This is a genomic window from Kitasatospora sp. NRRL B-11411 (assembly GCF_000721345.1).
Classification (GTDB): Bacteria; Actinomycetota; Actinomycetes; order Streptomycetales; family Streptomycetaceae; genus Kitasatospora; species Kitasatospora cineracea.
In genome coordinates this window covers 49,526-65,670 of record NZ_JOGH01000101.1, presented here as the reverse complement: position 1 = coordinate 65,670, position 16,145 = coordinate 49,526, and the positions used below count along the sequence as shown (strand labels likewise).

14 protein-coding genes, 4 tRNA genes and 1 pseudogene are annotated in these 16,145 nt (G+C 75.5%); 5 read left to right on the top strand and 14 right to left on the bottom strand.

Annotation, left to right across the window (positions count from 1 at the left end; genetic code table 11):
- The 3 genes and pseudogenes from IH44_RS0131090 to IH44_RS44745 form a co-directional block, all read right to left on the bottom strand.
- A partial coding sequence (locus IH44_RS0131090) for a serine/threonine-protein kinase (RefSeq protein WP_030463114.1) occupies positions 1-956 on the bottom strand: 956 nt, incomplete at its 3' end.
- Positions 957-958: 2 nt separating this feature from the next.
- Positions 959-2,077, bottom strand: a complete 1,119-nt coding sequence (locus tag IH44_RS0131085) for a PQQ-binding-like beta-propeller repeat protein (protein WP_030463113.1) — start codon at positions 2,075-2,077, stop codon at positions 959-961.
- 283 nt (positions 2,078-2,360) lie between these two features.
- Positions 2,361-3,134: pseudogene (locus tag IH44_RS44745) on the bottom strand (serine/threonine-protein kinase); the annotation flags it as partial.
- Positions 3,135-3,328: 194 nt separating this feature from the next.
- Here IH44_RS44745 and IH44_RS46810 point away from each other — a divergent pair.
- Entirely contained in the window at positions 3,329-3,481 is a 153-nt protein-coding gene (locus tag IH44_RS46810; RefSeq protein WP_157852520.1) for a hypothetical protein, read from the top strand.
- Positions 3,482-3,500: 19 nt separating this feature from the next.
- Here IH44_RS46810 and IH44_RS0131080 read toward each other — a convergent pair whose 3' ends face one another.
- Positions 3,501-4,106, bottom strand: coding sequence for a DUF6461 domain-containing protein (locus IH44_RS0131080; protein ID WP_232795149.1), 606 nt, complete (start codon positions 4,104-4,106; stop codon positions 3,501-3,503).
- Positions 4,107-4,154: 48 nt separating this feature from the next.
- Entirely contained in the window at positions 4,155-4,751 is a 597-nt protein-coding gene (locus tag IH44_RS0131075) for a TetR/AcrR family transcriptional regulator (RefSeq protein ID WP_030463111.1), read from the bottom strand.
- A gap of 197 nt (positions 4,752-4,948) precedes the next feature.
- Here IH44_RS0131075 and IH44_RS0131070 point away from each other — a divergent pair, with 197 nt between their 5' ends.
- Complete coding sequence (locus IH44_RS0131070) at positions 4,949-6,091, top strand: acyl-CoA dehydrogenase family protein (protein ID WP_030463110.1); 1,143 nt, start codon at positions 4,949-4,951, stop codon at positions 6,089-6,091.
- 34 nt (positions 6,092-6,125) lie between these two features.
- A complete protein-coding gene (locus IH44_RS0131065; RefSeq protein WP_030463109.1) occupies positions 6,126-6,887 on the top strand; it encodes an SDR family NAD(P)-dependent oxidoreductase in 762 nt (253 codons plus the stop codon).
- Between the two features lies 1 nt (position 6,888).
- On the opposite strand, the gene IH44_RS0131060 is transcribed toward IH44_RS0131065, so the two are convergent.
- The 7 genes from IH44_RS0131060 to IH44_RS0131030 all read right to left on the bottom strand — a co-directional run bounded on the left by IH44_RS0131060 (position 6,889) and on the right by IH44_RS0131030 (position 11,871).
- Complete coding sequence (locus IH44_RS0131060) at positions 6,889-8,073, bottom strand: ribonuclease inhibitor (RefSeq protein ID WP_030463108.1); 1,185 nt, start codon at positions 8,071-8,073, stop codon at positions 6,889-6,891.
- A gap of 149 nt (positions 8,074-8,222) precedes the next feature.
- A tRNA-Gly gene (locus IH44_RS0131055) sits at positions 8,223-8,295 on the bottom strand.
- Between the two features lie 12 nt (positions 8,296-8,307).
- A tRNA-Trp gene (locus tag IH44_RS0131050) sits at positions 8,308-8,380 on the bottom strand.
- Between the two features lie 25 nt (positions 8,381-8,405).
- Positions 8,406-9,815: an SDR family NAD(P)-dependent oxidoreductase gene (locus IH44_RS0131045; protein WP_030463107.1), complete on the bottom strand. Its 1,410-nt coding sequence runs from the start codon at positions 9,813-9,815 to the stop codon at positions 8,406-8,408.
- A gap of 54 nt (positions 9,816-9,869) precedes the next feature.
- Positions 9,870-9,943 (bottom strand) — tRNA-Cys (locus IH44_RS0131040).
- Between the two features lie 12 nt (positions 9,944-9,955).
- A tRNA-Ala gene (locus tag IH44_RS0131035) sits at positions 9,956-10,030 on the bottom strand.
- An 89-nt stretch (positions 10,031-10,119) separates the two neighbouring features.
- Positions 10,120-11,871, bottom strand: a complete 1,752-nt coding sequence (locus tag IH44_RS0131030) for an AMP-binding protein (protein WP_081967237.1) — start codon at positions 11,869-11,871, stop codon at positions 10,120-10,122.
- Positions 11,872-12,141: 270 nt separating this feature from the next.
- On the opposite strand from IH44_RS0131030, the gene IH44_RS0131025 reads away from it, so the two are divergent.
- On the top strand, positions 12,142-12,546 hold the full coding sequence (locus IH44_RS0131025) for a hypothetical protein (protein WP_030463105.1): 405 nt from the start codon (positions 12,142-12,144) through the stop codon (positions 12,544-12,546).
- Between the two features lie 24 nt (positions 12,547-12,570).
- On the opposite strand, the gene IH44_RS0131020 is transcribed toward IH44_RS0131025, so the two are convergent.
- Together IH44_RS0131020 and IH44_RS0131015 are read right to left on the bottom strand one after the other, a co-directional pair.
- A complete protein-coding gene (locus tag IH44_RS0131020; protein WP_051817613.1) occupies positions 12,571-13,002 on the bottom strand; it encodes a VOC family protein in 432 nt (143 codons plus the stop codon).
- 194 nt (positions 13,003-13,196) lie between these two features.
- A complete protein-coding gene (locus IH44_RS0131015; RefSeq protein WP_030463103.1) occupies positions 13,197-13,811 on the bottom strand; it encodes a hypothetical protein in 615 nt (204 codons plus the stop codon).
- Between the two features lie 259 nt (positions 13,812-14,070).
- Here IH44_RS0131015 and IH44_RS0131010 point away from each other — a divergent pair, with 259 nt between their 5' ends.
- The gene (locus IH44_RS0131010) at positions 14,071-16,143 is read left to right on the top strand and encodes a SpoIIE family protein phosphatase (protein ID WP_035956931.1); all 2,073 of its coding nucleotides are present in this window, start codon (positions 14,071-14,073) and stop codon (positions 16,141-16,143) included.
- Positions 16,144-16,145 lie beyond the last annotated feature (2 nt).

Genomic DNA, 16,145 nt, shown 5'->3' with positions numbered 1-16,145 from the left:
GGCGGGGGTGGCGGGAGCAGCGGCGGCCGGTCGGCCGGGGCGGGAGCGGGAGCCGGACCGGGGACGGCGGCTGGGGGCAGGGCGGGGGCGAGGACGGCGGCGGAGCGTTCGATCGCGGCGACCAGTTCGGGGTGCAGCCAGGTGCCGGGGCCGTGCGGGGCCAGGCCCAGGGCGGCGATCAGCTGGCGGGGGGTGGGCCGGTCGGCGGGGTCCTTGGCGAGGCAGGCGGCGATCAGCAGGCGCAGCCCGGCGGGCACGCCGCCGAGGTCGGGTTCCTCGGCGGCGACCCGGCGGACCACTTCGAGCGGGTGGCCGGGGCCGAAGGGTCCGGCGCCGGTGGCGGCGTGCACCAGGGTGGAGCCGAGCGAGAACACGTCGGCGGCGGGCCCGGCCGGGCGGGCCAGGGCCTGTTCGGGCGACAGGTAGGCGGGGGTGCCCAGGACGGTGCCCTGCGCGGTGAGGGCGCTGTCGTCGGCGGCCCGGGCGATGCCGAAGTCGATGACGTGCGGGCCGTCGAGGGCGAGCAGCACGTTGCTGGGTTTGAGGTCGCGGTGGGTGAGTCCGGCGGCGTGGATGGCGGCGAGTTCCTCGGCGACGCCCGCGGCGAGGATCCGCAGCGCCGGTTCGGGGAACGGGCCGACCAGCCGGACCGCCTCGTCGAGCGGCACGCCGGGCACGTACGAGGTGGCCAGCCAGGGCAGCGGGGCGTCGGGGTCGGCGTCCACCACGGGCGCGGTGAACGCGGAGGAGGCGGTGCGGGCGGCGGCCACCTCGTGCCGGAAGCGGTCCCGGAAGCGCGGGTCGTCGGCGAGTTCGGGGCGGATCAGCTTGACCGCGACGGCCCGCCCGCCGGCCGAGCGGCCCAGGTAGACCGAGCCCATGCCGCCGGAGCCGAGCCGGCCGAGCAGCGTGTACGGGCCGACCTGGCGGGGGTCGGCGGCTTCGAGCGGACGCATCGTCAGGTTCCTTTGGCGGAGAGGGCCGTGAGGGTTCCGGGGTTCTGGTCGGCGACGCACAGCCGGCCGGCTCCGGCGGTCCAGGTGAGCTTGCCGGGGTCGGCGCCCTTGAGTCCGGAGTACTTCCAGCGGGCCCGCCCGGTGGCCGGGTCGAGGGCCCAGAGCACCGCGTCGGGGCCCATCCGGTACAGGGTGCCGTCGGCGTACAGCAGGTCGGCGCCGGTCGTTCCGGTGCCGGTGCCGTCCTTGGGCAGCGGGGTGCGGTAGCGCGCCCTGCCGTTCTTCAGGTCGAGGGCGCCGACCGACTGGCCGCCGTCGACGTCGCTCCACAGGCAGTACGCCTGGCCGCTGTCCGGGCCGTGGGCGAAGGCGTTGCCGCGCAGGGCGGGGCCGGCCAGGTGCGGGCTGGTCCAGACGGGTCTGCCGGTGCCGGGGTCGAGGCCGGTGAGGGTGCCGTCCTTGTCGGGGGCGGCGAAGTACCCGGCGCCCGCGGTGATGCCGAAGGACTGCAGGGCGGCCTGCCAGAGCAGCCCGCCCTTGCCGTCGAGGGCCTTGAGCCGGTCGGCGCTGGAGACCAGCAGCCGGTCGTCGTCGGGCAGCAGGGCGGCTTCGAGCAGCAGCGCGTCGTCGGCGTGGTACCAGGCGCTGCGCCGGCCGGCCAGGTCGACGGCCCACACGTAGCTGCCGGTGCGCCCCTGGCTCTGGCCGACGCCGAGCACGTAGGCGGTGCCGCGGCGGACGCCCGCGAAGCGGAACACCGCGCCGGTCGCGTCCTTGCCCGGGTCGGTCCGCCAGTCGATCCGGCCGTCGGCGGGGTCGAGGGCGAGCAGGACGCTGCCCAGGCCGCCGGCGCCGCTGGTGCCGCCGCTGCTCGTGCCGCCGCTGCCGGCCAGCAGGATGCGGCCGCCGTCGTAGCCGGCGACGGGGCGGATCTGGGTGGCGTCGAGGCCGAAGACGGCGCCCGCGGCGCTGCTGTCCAGGGTCCACCCGGCCTTGCCCGCGCCGTCGACGGCCCAGACCTGCTGGGGCGTGATGCCGACCACCGCGCCGTCCAGCGACAGGAGTTGGACGCACGGCAGGGTGACGTCGCGGTTCTGCCAGACGGCCTTCGCCTCGGGCACCGCGGCGCCGTCCGGGCGGTGCGGCGGCCGGTCGGCCGGGTCGGTGCGCTGGCGGCTGAGCAGGGCGTAGGCGGTGCCGCCCGCGCCCGCGGCGAGGACGGCCCCGCCGAGGGCGAGTGGGGGTGGGGGGGGGGGGGGGGGGGGGGGTTGCGGCGGGGAGCGCGGGCGGGGCGGGTGTCGCGGTGAGCACCGCGCGGACGGCGCGCACCTCGGTGGCGACGGCGGGCGGCAGCCAGCCGTCGGGGTCGGCGGGGTGCCCGGCCTGGGCGACGTGCGCGACCAGTTGACGGGGCGTCGGGCGGTGCGCGGGGTTCTTGGCCAGGCAGGCGGCGACCAGGGTGCGCAGGTCGGCGGGGAGTTCGCCGAGGTCGGGCTCGGTGTTGACGATCCGGAACAGCACGGCCGCCCCGGCGCCCTCACCGAACAGGTGCCGGCCGAGGGCGGCGTAGGCGAGGGTCGCGCCGAGCGAGAAGACGTCGCTGGAGGGTTTGAGCGGCTGGCCGAGCGCCTGCTCGGGGGACATGTAGGCGGCGGAGCCGATCACCGATCCGGTGGTGGTCAGGCCGCCGCCGTCGGCGGACCGGGAGATGCCGAAGTCGATGACGTGCGGGCCGTCGAGGGCGAGCAGCACGTTGCCGGGCTTGAGGTCGCGGTGGATCAGCCCGGCCCGGTGCACCTCGCCGAGCGCCTCGGCCAGACCGGCGGCCAGCGTCCGGACCGTCGCCGCGGGCAGCGGGCCGTGCCGGTCGACGGCCTGCCGCAACGGCAGGCCCGGCACGAACGCGGTGGCCATCCACGGGACGGCCGCCTCGCTGTCCGCGTCCACCACCGGCGCGGTGAACGCCCCGGAGACCCGCCGGGCCGCGGCCACCTCGTGCCGGAACCGCTGCCGGAAGTCCTCGTCCTCGGCCAGCTCCGGCCGCACCACCTTCACCGCGACGGCCCGCCCGCCGGCCGACCGCCCCAGGTACACCGCCCCCATGCCACCGGACCCGAGCCGTCCCGCCAGCGCGTACGGCCCGACCTGTCGCGGGTCGCACCCGTCGAGTGGCTGCACCCGGCTGCCCCCTTGTTCCGTCTCCCCCGTTGCAAGGCGACATTGTGGAGGCGCGGACGGACCCCTGCGGGCGATCACACCGAATCCCCACGATCACCACGCCTCCCGCGTACACTCCGGGGCCGGCCCGGAGCGGCAGGCGCTGTGCCGGGAGGGCCTGTCGGGCGGGCGGGGGTGGGCGGCACACTGGGGGGATGGAACCTGTTGAGTCCGAGGGCGGCGAGCCGGCCTGCTTCCTGAACCTGGTCTGCGAGGAGTGCGGCAAGGTCCGTGAGAACGGGCGCTGCCCGCTCTGCGATCCGCCGGCCGCTCCGGTGCCCGACTCCCCTGCCCGGCCGGAGGACTGACGCCGCGCCGGGGCCCGGGTCACTGCGGCAGGGGGCGCAGCCGTCCGCTCGTCCGGAGGTCGTCGACCACGCCGGGGACGGTCAGGCCGAGGCCGAAGGCGCTCTCGGCGAGGGAGAGCAGGCCGTGCAGCGGGACGGGCCCGCCGGGGAGGAAGCCGAGCGGCCGCAGGCAGCGGGTGAGGCGGGACGGTTCGGTGCCGGCGGGTTCGAACGGCAGGAGGTCGCAGATGTCGGCCAGGACGGTGCCGTCGGCCGCGTGCTTGAACTGGTTCGCGTCCTCGTTGTGGTGCAGGACGACGGCCTCGGTGCCGGCCGAGACCGCGCGCAGGACGCGTTCGTCCAGGCCGTGCGCGCCGCCCTGTTCCCAGGCCCAGGTCCAGCCGTTGTCGGTGCCGGTGGTGACCACCGGCTGCTCGTCGTCGAGGAGGTCGTCGGGGAAGTCCTCCTCCAGGTCGATGCCGTCGCGGAGGGCGAGGCTGTCCGGGTCGGCGCCCATCCGCAGCAGCAGTTCGGCCGGGTCCGGGCCCAGGACGAAGGTCAGGGTGTAGTACGGGAAGTCGCCGTCCCGGAAGGTCTGCAGGCCGCGGGGCGCGGGCGCGCCGGTGGCACCGGTCGTGTCGGTCATGCGGGGCAGGGTGTCACGGCCCGCCGACAGCGTTCCCCGGGGGCGGGTTCAGCGCAGCAGGCCGTGCAGCAGGAGTTCGGCCAGGTGCCCGTACGCCTCGGCGTCGGCCAGGCCGGTGGCTTCGGCGACCTGGCGCTGCTGGATGCGCACCATGACGGAGCTGATCACGTCGGCGGCGAAGGCGACGTGGGTCTCGCGGAAGGCGCCGGCCGCGACGCCGTCCTCGATCAGGCGCTGGATCTGGCGGGCGGCGGCCCGGGTGTTGCGGCCGTAGACCTCGGCGGCGGGCTCGAAGGCGGCCAGGTCGTCGAAGAAGCGGGCCGAGCCGGGGGCGAGTTCGGCGGAGACGGCGCGCAGGTAGGCGGCCAGCCGGGCGGCCGGGTCGGTCTCGGCGGCCAGGGCGGCGCCGACCCGGGTGGTGGCTTCGCGGAAGAAGTGCACCACGGCGGCGCGGACCAGTTGCTCCTTGGAGCCGGCCAGCCCGTACAGGGTGCGCTTGGAGCAGTGCAGGCGGGCGGCGAGGTCGTCCAGGGTGAACCGGGCGAAGCCCTCGGCCACGAACAGCGCCACCAGTTCCTCGAAGAGCTCACTGCGGCGGGCGGCGCCCCGTCCGGTGGGCCGGTCTGCGGCTGCGCTGTCGATCACCCGGCCAGTATGACAGTCGCCCCCGCCCGCCCGGCCGCTTCCCTCCGCCCTGCCGGTTCCACCCGTCCCGCAGTCCGGGTGCCCGCCGGCCCCTCCGTTCGGACACCCGCCCGTCCGGGGTCTGCCCTGGCCGGGCCCCGCTGCGCTACGCTTTCCGGTACTGACGTACCGCTTTGCGTACCGCTTGGAGCCGGAACATGGCCGTGGATCGCTTGCTGCCCACCGAGGAAGCCGCGGACCTGATCGCGTTGACCCGCGATCTCGCCGACAGGGAACTCGCGACCAAGGTCGCCTCCCACGAGAAGGAGGAGCGCTACCCGGAAGGGCTGTTCGCGCTGCTCGGGCAGGCCGGGCTGCTGGGCCTGCCCTACCCGGAGGAGTTCGGCGGCGGCGGCCAGCCGTACGAGGTGTACCTGCAGGTGCTGGAGGAGCTGGCGTCCCGCTGGGCGGCCGTCGCGGTGGCCACCAGCGTGCACACCCTGGCCTGCCACCCGCTGACCGCGTACGGCACGCCCGAGCAGCAGGAGCGCTGGCTGCCCCGGATGCTGGCGGGTGAGCTGGTGGGCGGCTACAGCCTGTCGGAGCCGCACGCGGGCTCGGACGCGGCGGCACTGAGCTGCAAGGCCGAGCCGGTGGAGAAGGGGTACCGGATCACCGGCACCAAGGCGTGGATCACCCACGGCGGCAAGGCCGACTTCTACGCGCTGTTCGCCCGCACCGCGCCCGGCCCGCACGGGGTGTCGTGCTTCCTGGCGCCCGGGCAGGCGGAGGGCCTGACCTTCGGCCCGCCGGAGGAGAAGATGGGCCTGAACGCGGTGCCCACCACCGCCGCGTACTGGGACGGTGCGGTGCTGGAGCGCGAGCGGCTGATCGGCGCCGAGGGCCAGGGCCTGCCGATCGCGTTCTCCGCCCTCGACTCGGGCCGGCTCGGCATCGCGGCCTGCGCCACCGGCCTGGCCCAGGCCGCGCTGGACCACGCCGTCGCGTACGCCAACGAGCGCACCACCTTCGGCCGCCGGATCGTCGACCACCAGGGCCTGGGCTTCCTGCTCGCCGACATGGCCGCCGCCGTCGACTCGGCCCGCGCCACCTACCTGGACGCGGCCCGCCGCCGCGACCTGGGCCGCCCGTTCAGCCGGCAGGCCAGCGTGGCCAAGCTGGTCGCCACCGACGCCGCGATGAAGGTCACCACGGACGCGGTGCAGGTGCTCGGCGGCTACGGCTACACCCGGGACTTCCCGGTCGAGCGGTACATGCGCGAGGCGAAGATCATGCAGATCTTCGAGGGCACCAACCAGATCCAGCGCCTGGTGATCAGCCGCCAGTTCGCCACCCGCTGACACCGACCCGCCTTCTCGGAAAGGACGTTCCACCATGCAGTTGTCCAACGCCGCCGCCCTGGTCACCGGCGCCGCCTCCGGCCTGGGCGCGGCCACCGCCGCCCACCTGGCCTCGCTCGGCGCCACCGTCTACGGCCTCGACCTGCCCAAGGCCGTCGAGTCCGCCCCCGCGCAGCCCGCCGGCGTCACCCTGCTCGGGGCGGACGTCACCGAGGAGCAGCCGGTCCGCGAGGCGCTGGAGCGGATCGCCGCCGACGGCCGCCCGCTGCGGCTGGCGGTCAGCTGCGCGGGCATCGCCCCGTCCGCGCGGGTGGTCGGCCGGCGCGGCCCGCACGACCTGGACCTGTTCCGCGGCGTGCTGAACGTCAACCTGGTCGGCACCTTCAACGTGATGCGGCTGGCCGCGGAGGCGATGTCCGGGCAGGAGCCGGACGGGGCCGGGCAGCGCGGACTGGTCGTCAACACCGCCTCGATCGCCGCCTTCGAGGGCCAGGTCGGGCAGATCGCCTACGCCGCGTCCAAGGCGGGCGTGGCCGGGATGACCATCACCGCGGCCCGCGACCTGGCCCAGTACGGCATCCGGGTGGTCACCATCGCCCCCGGCATCGTCGACACCCCGATGATGGCGGGCTTCTCCGAGGAGGTCCGCTCCGGCCTGGCCGCGACCGTCACCTTCCCGCAGCGGCTGGCCCGCCCCGAGGAGTACGCCAAGCTGGTCGCGATGATCGCCGACCACGACTACCTGAACGGCGAGACCATCCGGATGGACGGCGCGCTGCGGATGGCCGCCCGCTGACTCACCCCTCCGCGGCGGCGGTGCGGTGCACGCTGTGCACCGCCGCCACGTCCGGGGCGAGGGCGGGCGGCGGGACGGCCGCGCTGAGGGCGTTCAGGCGGTGCCGGACGGTGGCAGCGACGCCCTTGCCCAGCAGGTAGCGGGTGGGGGTGGCGGCGCCCGCCGCGTGGTCGAGCAGGCGGTGCGCCTCGCGGCTGCGGACGCCGGTGCGGGTGAGCACCAGGTGGTCGAGCCGGTGCGGGGCGGCGGCCAGCGCGGCGCCGATCCGGTCGGCTGCGGCCAGGTCGATCCGGTTGTCGGCGGCGCCCAGCGCGTGGGCGGCCGCGACGCGGCCCAGGTCGAGCAGTTCCACCCCGGCGGCGGCCGCGGCGGCCGTCAACTCGGCCGCGGCGTCCGGCCCGAGGCCGGAGCTGGCCAGCGAGAGGCGGCGCAGCGCGCCGTACGGGGCGGTGCGCAGTGCGGCCGCGAGGGTGCGCGCGCCCGGGTCGCCGAGGCCGGCGGCGGAGGCGTACAGCTCGTCGGTGGCCCCGGCGGCGATCAGCCGGGCCAGCGGTTCGGCGCCGGCCGGGCCGAGCGGGTTGCCGCCGAGGTAGAGGCGTTGGAAGTGGCGGCCGCCGGTCAGCAGGGCGTCGACGAGGACGGCCAGGCCGGCCGGGTCGAGGCCGGTCTGCACCAGGTCGAGGGTGCGCAACTCCTCTGCGGCGGCGATGAGTTCGGTGGCGGCCTGGCCGGCCCGGATGCCGAGCGGGTTGCGCTTGAGCCAGAGTGCGCGGACGGTCTGCGGCGAGGCGCGCAGCCGGTCGGCGATCCGGCAGGCGCCGGCCGCGGTGATGCCGTTGCAGCCCAGGTAGAGGGTGCGGACCGGGGTTTCGGCGGCGCGGGCGGCGAACGCGTCCGCGCCGTCGTCGCCGAGGCCGTCGGTGCCGAGCAGCAGGTGCCGGACGGGGGCCTCGCCGTCCTCCGCGCTCCGGGCGGATTCGGCGAGTGCGTCGGCGACCAAGCGGGCGCCCTGCGGGCCGAGTTGCTGCTTGCACAGGTCGAGCCGGCCGTCCGGCAGGGCGGTGCCGGCCGGGAAGTCGATCCGCCGGTCGGTGCCGGTGCCGGTGCGCAACCAGGCCAGCAGCGGGGCGAGTTCGGCGGCCGGGCGGGGCACGACCGACGGGACTCCGGCGAACTCCTGGACCATTCCCGCTCCTTGCCACTCATCTCCGCTGCCCGCGGCTCTTCGCCGGGCCGGACCCGGGCGACCGGGCCCGACGACCCTGTTGGACGGCTCTGCCCGATTTGTTGGACGGCTCTGCCGACGGGGCTCTGTCGGCGGGGCTCTCCCGGGGGCGGGACCGACCGGATTCGAACCGGCGTCCTCCGGCTAGGCAGGCCGGTGCATCTGCCGCTGTGCTACGGCCCCACCCCGGGGTGACGGACCCGGTCGGATTCGAACCGACGTCCTCCGATTCTGGAGACCGGTGCGCCTGCCTCTGCGCTACGGGTCCGTCGCGGTGATGCTAGGGGCTGCGCTCACCACTCCGCCACCCGATAGTCCTTCAGGAAGACGCCCACGGACGGATCCCCGGCCTCGCCGCGGACGATCGGATCGTAGACCCGGGCGGCGCCGTCCACGATGTCCAGCGGGGTGCGGAAGCCGCGGCCGGCCAGCCGGGACTTCTTGGGGGCCGGGTTCTCGTCGGTGATCCAGCCGGTGTCGACCGCGCACATGTAGACGCCGCGGGTGGCGAGTTCGTCGGCGCTGGTGCGGGTGAGCATGTTGAGCGCGGCCTTGGCCATGTTGGTGTGCGGGTGGCCGGGCATCTTGTTGCGGACCGCGAAACGGCCTTCCACGGCCGTCACGTTGACGATGTAGCGGCGCGGGTGCTCGGACGCCTCCAGCAGCGGCAGCAGCCGGTCGCAGAGCAGCGCCGGGGCGAGCGCGTTGACCAGCTGGGTCTCCAGCACCTCGGCCGGGTCGAGGCCGCCGAGCGTCGCCGACCAGGAGTTGCGCGGCGCGGTGTCGGGCAGCAGCCCGGCCTCGTCGACGGCCGCGGTGTCGACCCCGGCGGGCATCAACGTGCCCGGGGCGGTGGCGAGTTCGGCGGCGGGCCAGGCGGCGGTGAGCGCGGGCATCGGGCGGAACCCGGGCGCGTGGACGACCTGCGCGGGCCCGGTGCCGGACTCGGGCAGGGCGGCCCGCTCCCCCGCGGCCAGCAGCGCGTACGACTCGGGCGGGCGGCGCAGGGTCTGCGCGGCGTTGTTCACCAGGATGTCCAACGGGCGTCCCTCGGTGCGCAGTTGCTCGCACAGGCCGAGCACCTGGCGCGGGTCGCGCAGGTCGATGCCGACGATCCGCAGCCGGTGCAGCCAGCCCGCGCTGCCTTCGGCGGCCCGGAAGCGGCGCAGCGTGTCGTGCGGGAAGCGGCTGGTGACGACGAGCTCGGCGCCGTCGCGGAGCATCATCAGGGCCAGCTGGAAGCCGATCTTGACCCGGCCGCCGGTGAGCAGCACCCGCCGCCCGGCCAGGTCGGTGCCGAGCGCGCGGCGGGCGGTGTTGTCCTGCGCGCAGCCGGGGCACAGCCGGTGGTAGAAGCCGTCGACCTGCCGGTAGGGCTGCTTGCAGACGTAGCAGCGCTGGGGGCGGGCGAGTTCGCCGACCGGGGCGGGCCCGGCGGCGGGCAGCGGGGCGTCCTCGCGGCGGCCGGTGCCGCCGGTGGCGGTGGCGCCGACCAGCGCGGCGTCGGCCCGGGCGGTCTCGGTGCGGCGGGCGCGGCGGCGGGCGTGCCGGCCGTCGCGGACGAAGGACTCGGCGCCGCGCTCGGCCCGCAGCCGCACCGGGTGGTCGGCGGGCAGCAGCCACAGCCGTCCCAACGTCCGCTCGAAGGCGGCGAGTTCGGCCTCGTCCGGCTCCTCCGGGGGGCTCGACGGGGGCGTGCTCATCGGGCGGTCCTCCGGGGGTGGTGGTACGGGGGTGGCGGTACGGGGGCGGCGAGGTGGGCCCGGCCGGATTCGAACCGGCGTGCTCCGCATGTGCAGTGCGGCGCGTCGGCCTCTGCGCTACGGGGCCCGTCGTGCGGGCCTCCCGGGGGCCGGATTCGAACCGGCGTGATCCGCCATGCGATAGCGGCGCGTCTGCCTCTGCGCTCACGCCCGGGAGGTGCGGTGATCCTATCGGCGCCCCGGTGGCGGGCGGAAACCCTTTTCCGCCCGCCCCTCCTCTACCGCCCTCCCGCCCTACCCGTCCTCAGCCCTGGCGCAGTTCCGGGAAGTCGGTGTCCCAGTACTCGTCCGGGTTGCGGTCCTCGCCGCGCTGCGCCTCGTGGGTGCGCAGCTCGACCCGGCGGATCTTGCCGGAGATGGTCTTCGGCAGGTCGCCGAACTCCAGGCGGCGGATCCGCTTGTAGGCGCTGAGCTTCTCCCGGGTGAACTTCAGGATGTCCCGGGCCAGTTCGGGGCTCGGCTCGCGCCCCTCGACCAGCAGCACGTACGCCTTGGGGACGGCCAGCCGCAGCGGGTCGGGCGAGGGGACGACGGCGGCCTCGGCGACGGCGGGGTGCTCGATCAGGACGCTCTCCAGCTCGAACGGGGAGATCCGGTAGTCGCTGGCCTTGAAGACGTCGTCGGCGCGGCCGACGTAGGTGATGTAGCCGTCGGCGTCCCGGGCGGCGACGTCGCCGGTGCGGTAGTAGCCGTCGCGCATGGCGTCGGCGGTGCGTTCGGCGTCGCCGCGGTAGCCGCGCATCAGGCCGAGCGGGCGGCGGGCCAGTTCGAGGCTGAGCTCGCCCTCGTCGGCGGGCTTGCCGTCCGCGTCGAGCAGGGCGACGTGGTAGCCGGGCAGCGGGCGTCCCATCGAGCCGGGCTTGACGGGTTGGCCGGGGCTGTTGCCGATCTGGCAGGTGGTCTCGGTCTGGCCGAAGCCGTCGCGGATGGTCAACCCCCAGGCGGCGCGGACCTGTTCGATCACCTCGGGGTTCAACGGCTCGCCGGCGCCGACGAGTTCGCGCAGTTCGGTGCGGTGCGCGGCCAGGTCGGCCTGGATCAGCATCCGCCACACGGTGGGCGGCGCGCACAGCGTGGTGACCTTGCAGCGGGTGATCACGTCGAGCAGCTGCTGGGCGTCGAACCGGCCGTAGTTGAAGACCAGGACGGTCGCCCCGGCGTTCCACGGCGCGAACAGGTTGCTCCAGGCGTGCTTGGCCCAGCCCGGCGAGGAGATGTTGAGGTGCACGTCGCCGGGGCGCAGGCCGATCCAGTACATGGTGGACAGGTGGCCGACCGGGTACGAGGCGTGGGTGTGCTCGACCAGCTTGGGCTTGGAGGTGGTGCCGGAGGTGAAGTACAGCAGCAGCGGGTCGGCGGCGAGCGTGACGCCCTCGGGGGTGAACTCCTCGGCGGCGGTGTCGACCTGCGCGTAGTCCTGCCAGCCCTCGGGGGCGGGGCCGCCGACGGCGATCCGCAGCGGCGCGCCGGGCAGTCCGGCGAACCGGTCGGCGACCTCGGCGGCGGCGATCACGGCGCGCACCTCGCCGCGCTCCAGCCGGTCGGCGAGGTCCTCGGCGGACAGCAGCAGGGTCGCCGGGATCAGCACCACGCCCAGCTTGATCGCGCCAAGCATCACCTCCCACAGCTCGCTGACGTTGCCGAGCATCACCAGCACCCGGTCGCCGCGGCCCAGGCCGAGCCCGCGCAGGTGGTTGGCGACCCGGTCGGAGCGCCGGGCCAGCTCGTCGAAGCTGTGCACCCGCTCGGTGCCGTCCGGCTCGACCACCCACAGCGCGGGCCGGTCGTTGCCGCGCGCCATCGGGTCGAAGTGGTCCAGCGCCCAGTTGAACTCCCCGAGCTCCGGCCAGGCGAACTCCCGGTACGCCGCCTCGTAGTCCTCCGCGTACCGCCACAGCACCTCGCGCGCGGCCCGGAAGTTCGCCGCCGACTCGGCCGCGCCGGGCAGCGCGCCGTCCTGCCGCTCGTGGTGCTGAACGTTCTCGGCAGGGCCCATGGCCTGACTCCTCTGTCTCTCGGTACCGACGGCCCCCATGTTTCCCCAGGCCACGGGCGTCCGGTACCCCTGCCGGGGGAGAAGTTTCCACCCGGGTAACGAATGGCTCCCCGCCCGTACCGTACGGCTCCCGGTGATCGGCAACCAGCCGCCACGTCCGGCCCCGGCCGACCGGACCGGCCCGGTCGGTCAGGTCGGACCGGCCCGCTAGGGTGTGGCCCCACGGGCCCGGCAGGGTGCCGGAGCGTCCGGGGTCGGAGGAGGAACGGCATGCGGGACCGCGCCATCCGCATCGGCACCGAGGACGCCCGGGTGGAGCTCACCTACCTCGGCGGCGGCGAGTGGCGGGTGACGGCCGACTGGGCGTCCGCGCTGCGCGCCGACTTCACCACCGCCCTGGACGACCCGGAGGTCGGGGACTTCACCGCGCGGGTCCTGGCCGGCCTGCGGGCGCCGCACGCCCGGGTGTTCGACGGCCGGCTGACCGGGGGCCGCAACAACCCGCTCCACCTCACGATCGAACGCCGCGGGCCGTCCCGGCTGGTCCTGCTCGCCGTCCTCACCCCGAACGGCGACGACGGGACCTGCCTGCTGCGGATGGAGTCCGGCCCGGTGGACGCGGCTGAACTCGAGGCCGCCTTCGCCGGCCTGCACCGGTCGGTCACCGGCGGCTGACGCCCCGGCCGCCGGGCGGCGGGTTCACCAGCGCGGTGCGGGGCCGTCGGGCTGCAGGAACTCCAGCCGGTTGCCGGAGTTGTCGCAGGCGTAGAACCGGCGGTGGCCGGGGAAGGCGCCGTCCCAGGTCACTTCGACACCGGCGGCGGTGAGCCGGGCGGCGAGGCCGTCGAGGTCCGCCACCCGGATGCCCGGGTGGGCCTTGCGGGCCGCCCGGAAGTCCTCTTCCACGCCCAGGTGGATCTCCAGGTCGTCGGCGCGCACCCACAGGCCGCCGCGCGCGGCCAGCACCGGCGGCTTGGCCAGTTCGGTCATGCCGAGGATCCCGACGTAGAAGGCCCGGCACGCCTCCTCGCTGCCGGGCGGGATCGAGAGCTGCACGTGGTGCAGCCCGAAGCCGGTGCCGGTCGGGCAGGCCCGGCCGTAGTCCTGCTCCGGGGCGGCCGGTCGGTTCATGGCGTCCTCCGAGATCCGCGAGCCCACGAGCCCGCGCGGGGGGATCGGCGAGGTCCACGACCCACCGGTCGACCGGGTCGCCGGTGGGACGGGGCTCCGGTCGGGCGGGGCTCCGGCCCCATTCTGGCCACCGGGCCGACGGTGATCAAGGGTTCGGCGTCCGGTTTCCGGACAGGGCGGACGGGCCCGGCGGCTCAGGTGCTGCCGTTCCGGTCCGCCGGCTCGCGCCAGGCGGCGACGAGGGCCCGGAAGTCCGGGAAGCGGCTGCCCGGAACGGTCTCGCCGCTGACCGTCTCGCCGTTGAGCCAGCAGATGTCGTAGCTGCCGGTCTCGGTGTCGAGCAGGCAGCACACTCCGCCGGCGGCGGCGGTGAGGTCGGTGAACACCTTCCTGACGCTGGCGGACCGCTCGAACATCCGGCTCATGTCCGAGGTGGCCGCCGTGAACTCCAGTGACGTGAAGCCCGGGTATTCCCGGGGCGAGAACCGGACGGTCAGGTAGACGTACCCGACCCGCGTCCTTCCCCGCTCGTCGATCCCGCGGTCGTCGCGGAGGTGGAACTCGCGCACCGCGTCGTCGACGCCGATCATCAGCGAGGTGTCCAGGTCGAGCGTGCCGCCTGCGGAGCAGTCGACCGGTTCGCTCCGGAAGTGCGAGGTGAACGGTACGGTCAGCCGCTCGCCGCCCGGCAGCGTGACCGGGAGCGGCGGCGCGTTGCGGCCCCGGGGTGCGAGTTCGACCAGCCGGGCCAGTGCCCGGGCGACGTTCTGCGGGGGCACGATGACCTCGTAGCCGTAGTCCAGTCCCATGCCCGCCCCACCTCTCCCGTCCCGGGCGGGCATCCTTCCACCGCACGGACCGGTCGGCCCAACTGTTTTCCGGAGCGGCTGCAACGGCTGCAGCAGTTGCACCGACCGCACCGGCCTCGCGCGCGGCTGCAACGGGCTCCGGGGCCGGCTGTCGTGGGGTGTGGGGTTTTCCGGCGTGGCGGTTTGGGGTGGTCGGGTCGGGCGGCGATGCTGGGAAGGACGGCCTGGTGGTTGCTGCTCCGAGAGGGGATGGACGGACATGGCGACTCGGGTGACGGGCCGGGCGGCGACCGCGACGGTCGACGGCGGCGGGGTGGTGACCGGCTGGTCGGTGGCGGCCGAGCGGTTGACGGGGTTCGGGGCGGGCCGGGTGCTGGGGCGGCCGGCGGTCGAGCTGTTGGCGGGCGAGGCGCCGGTCGCCCTGCTGCGGGCGGTGGTTCGGCACGAGCCGTTCACCGGGATGCTGCGGCTGTGCCGGTCCGAGGAGGAGCCGGTGGCGGTCGAGTTGGGCGCGGTGCCGGTGCGGACGGCGCGCGGCGAGCCGGCCTGGGTGGTGTCCGCCCAGCCGCTGCGTCCGGCGGCGGCCGGGGCGGCCGGGCCGGGGCCGGTGGGGCCCGCGTTGGCGCCGGGTTCCGTGGAGGAGCGGGCCCGGCGGCGGCTGGCGCTGCTCGGCGAGGCCGCCCTGCGGATCGGCTCGACGCTGGAAGTGGAGCGCACCGCCCAGGAGTTGGCGGAGGTGGCGGTCGGCGGCTTCGCCGATTTCGTCGGGGTCGACCTGCTGGATTCGGTGTTCGGGGGCGGTCCGCCGTCGGGCGCGGGGCTGGTGTTCTACCGGGTCGCCCAGCGGTCGGTGCTGCCGGGTTGTCCGGAGTCGGCGGTCGCGGCGGGGCGCGGGGACGTGATCGTCCCTGATTCGCCGATGGCCCGGGTGCTGGCCGCGGGCCGCCCACTGCGTTCGGACTACCGGGATCCGGAGATCCGTTCGTGGATCGCCCAGGAGCCCGAACGGGAGCGCCGGGCCGAGGAGTTCGGCATCCACTCGGCGCTGCTGGTGCCGTTGACCGCGCGCGGGGTGACGCTGGGCGTGGCGATCTTCCTGCGGCACCGTTCGCCGGAGCCGTTCGACGAGGACGACCTGCTGCTGGCCACCGAGTTGACGGCGCGCGCCGCGCTGTCCATCGACAACGCCCGCCAGTACACCCAGCAGCGGGACACCGCGCTGGCGTTGCAGCGTTCGCTGCTGCCCAGCCGGACGCCCCGGCAGGCCGCGGTCGAGGTCGCCTTCCGGTACCTGCCCGCGGGCGGCCGGGAGGGTGTCGGCGGCGACTGGTTCGACGTGATCCCGCTGTCCGGCGCCCGGGTGGCCCTGGTGGTGGGCGACGTGGTCGGCCACGGCGTGCCCGCCTCGGCGGCGATGGGGCGGCTGCGGACGGCGGTGCGCACCCTCGCCGACATCGACATGCCGCCGGACGAACTCCTCACCCACCTGGACGACCTGGTGCTCCGGGTCGACCTGGACGAGCTCCCCGAGGGCGGCACCGCCTGGGCGGGCAGCAGCGTCGGCGCGACCTGCCTGTACGCGGTGTACGACCCGGTCACCCGGACCTGTTCGCTGGCCCGGGCCGGGCACCCCGGCCCGGCCCTGGTCGGCCCGGACGGCACCGTGCTGTTCCCCGAGCTCCCGGCCGGGCCGCCGCTCGGCCTCGGCGGACTCCCGTTCGAGGCCGTCGAGTTGGAGGTCCCGGAGGGGAGCGTGCTGGCCCTGTACACCGACGGGCTGCTGCGCGCCTCCGAGCTGCGCGGCGACCCCGGGCTCGGCCTCGACCGGCTCGGCTCGGCGCTCACCGCGCCCGCCGGCTCCCTGGAGGACCTGTGCGACCAGGTGCTGTCGTCGACCCTCGGCCCGGACGCCCCGTCCGACGACGTGGCCCTGCTGCTGGCCCGCACCCAGTCCCTGCACACCCAGGACGTCGCCGACTGGGCGCTGCGCCACGACCCGTCCGAGGTGGCCCGGGCCCGCAAGCTGGCGGCCGCGAAGCTCACCGAGTGGGGGCTCGAAGAGGCGTCCTTCGTCACCGAGTTGGTGGTCAGCGAGCTGATCACCAACGCCGTCCGCTACGGCCTGCCGCCGATCGGGCTGCGGCTGATCCGGGACGGCTCGCTGCTGATCTGCGAGGTCTCCGACGGCAGCAGCACCGCCCCGCACCTGCGCCGGGCCCACAACGACGACGAGGGCGGCCGCGGCCTGCTGCTGGTCGCCCAGCTCTGCCGCAACTGGGGCACCCGGCACACTCCGCGCGGCAAGACCATCTGGGCCGAGCAGGAGTTCTGACG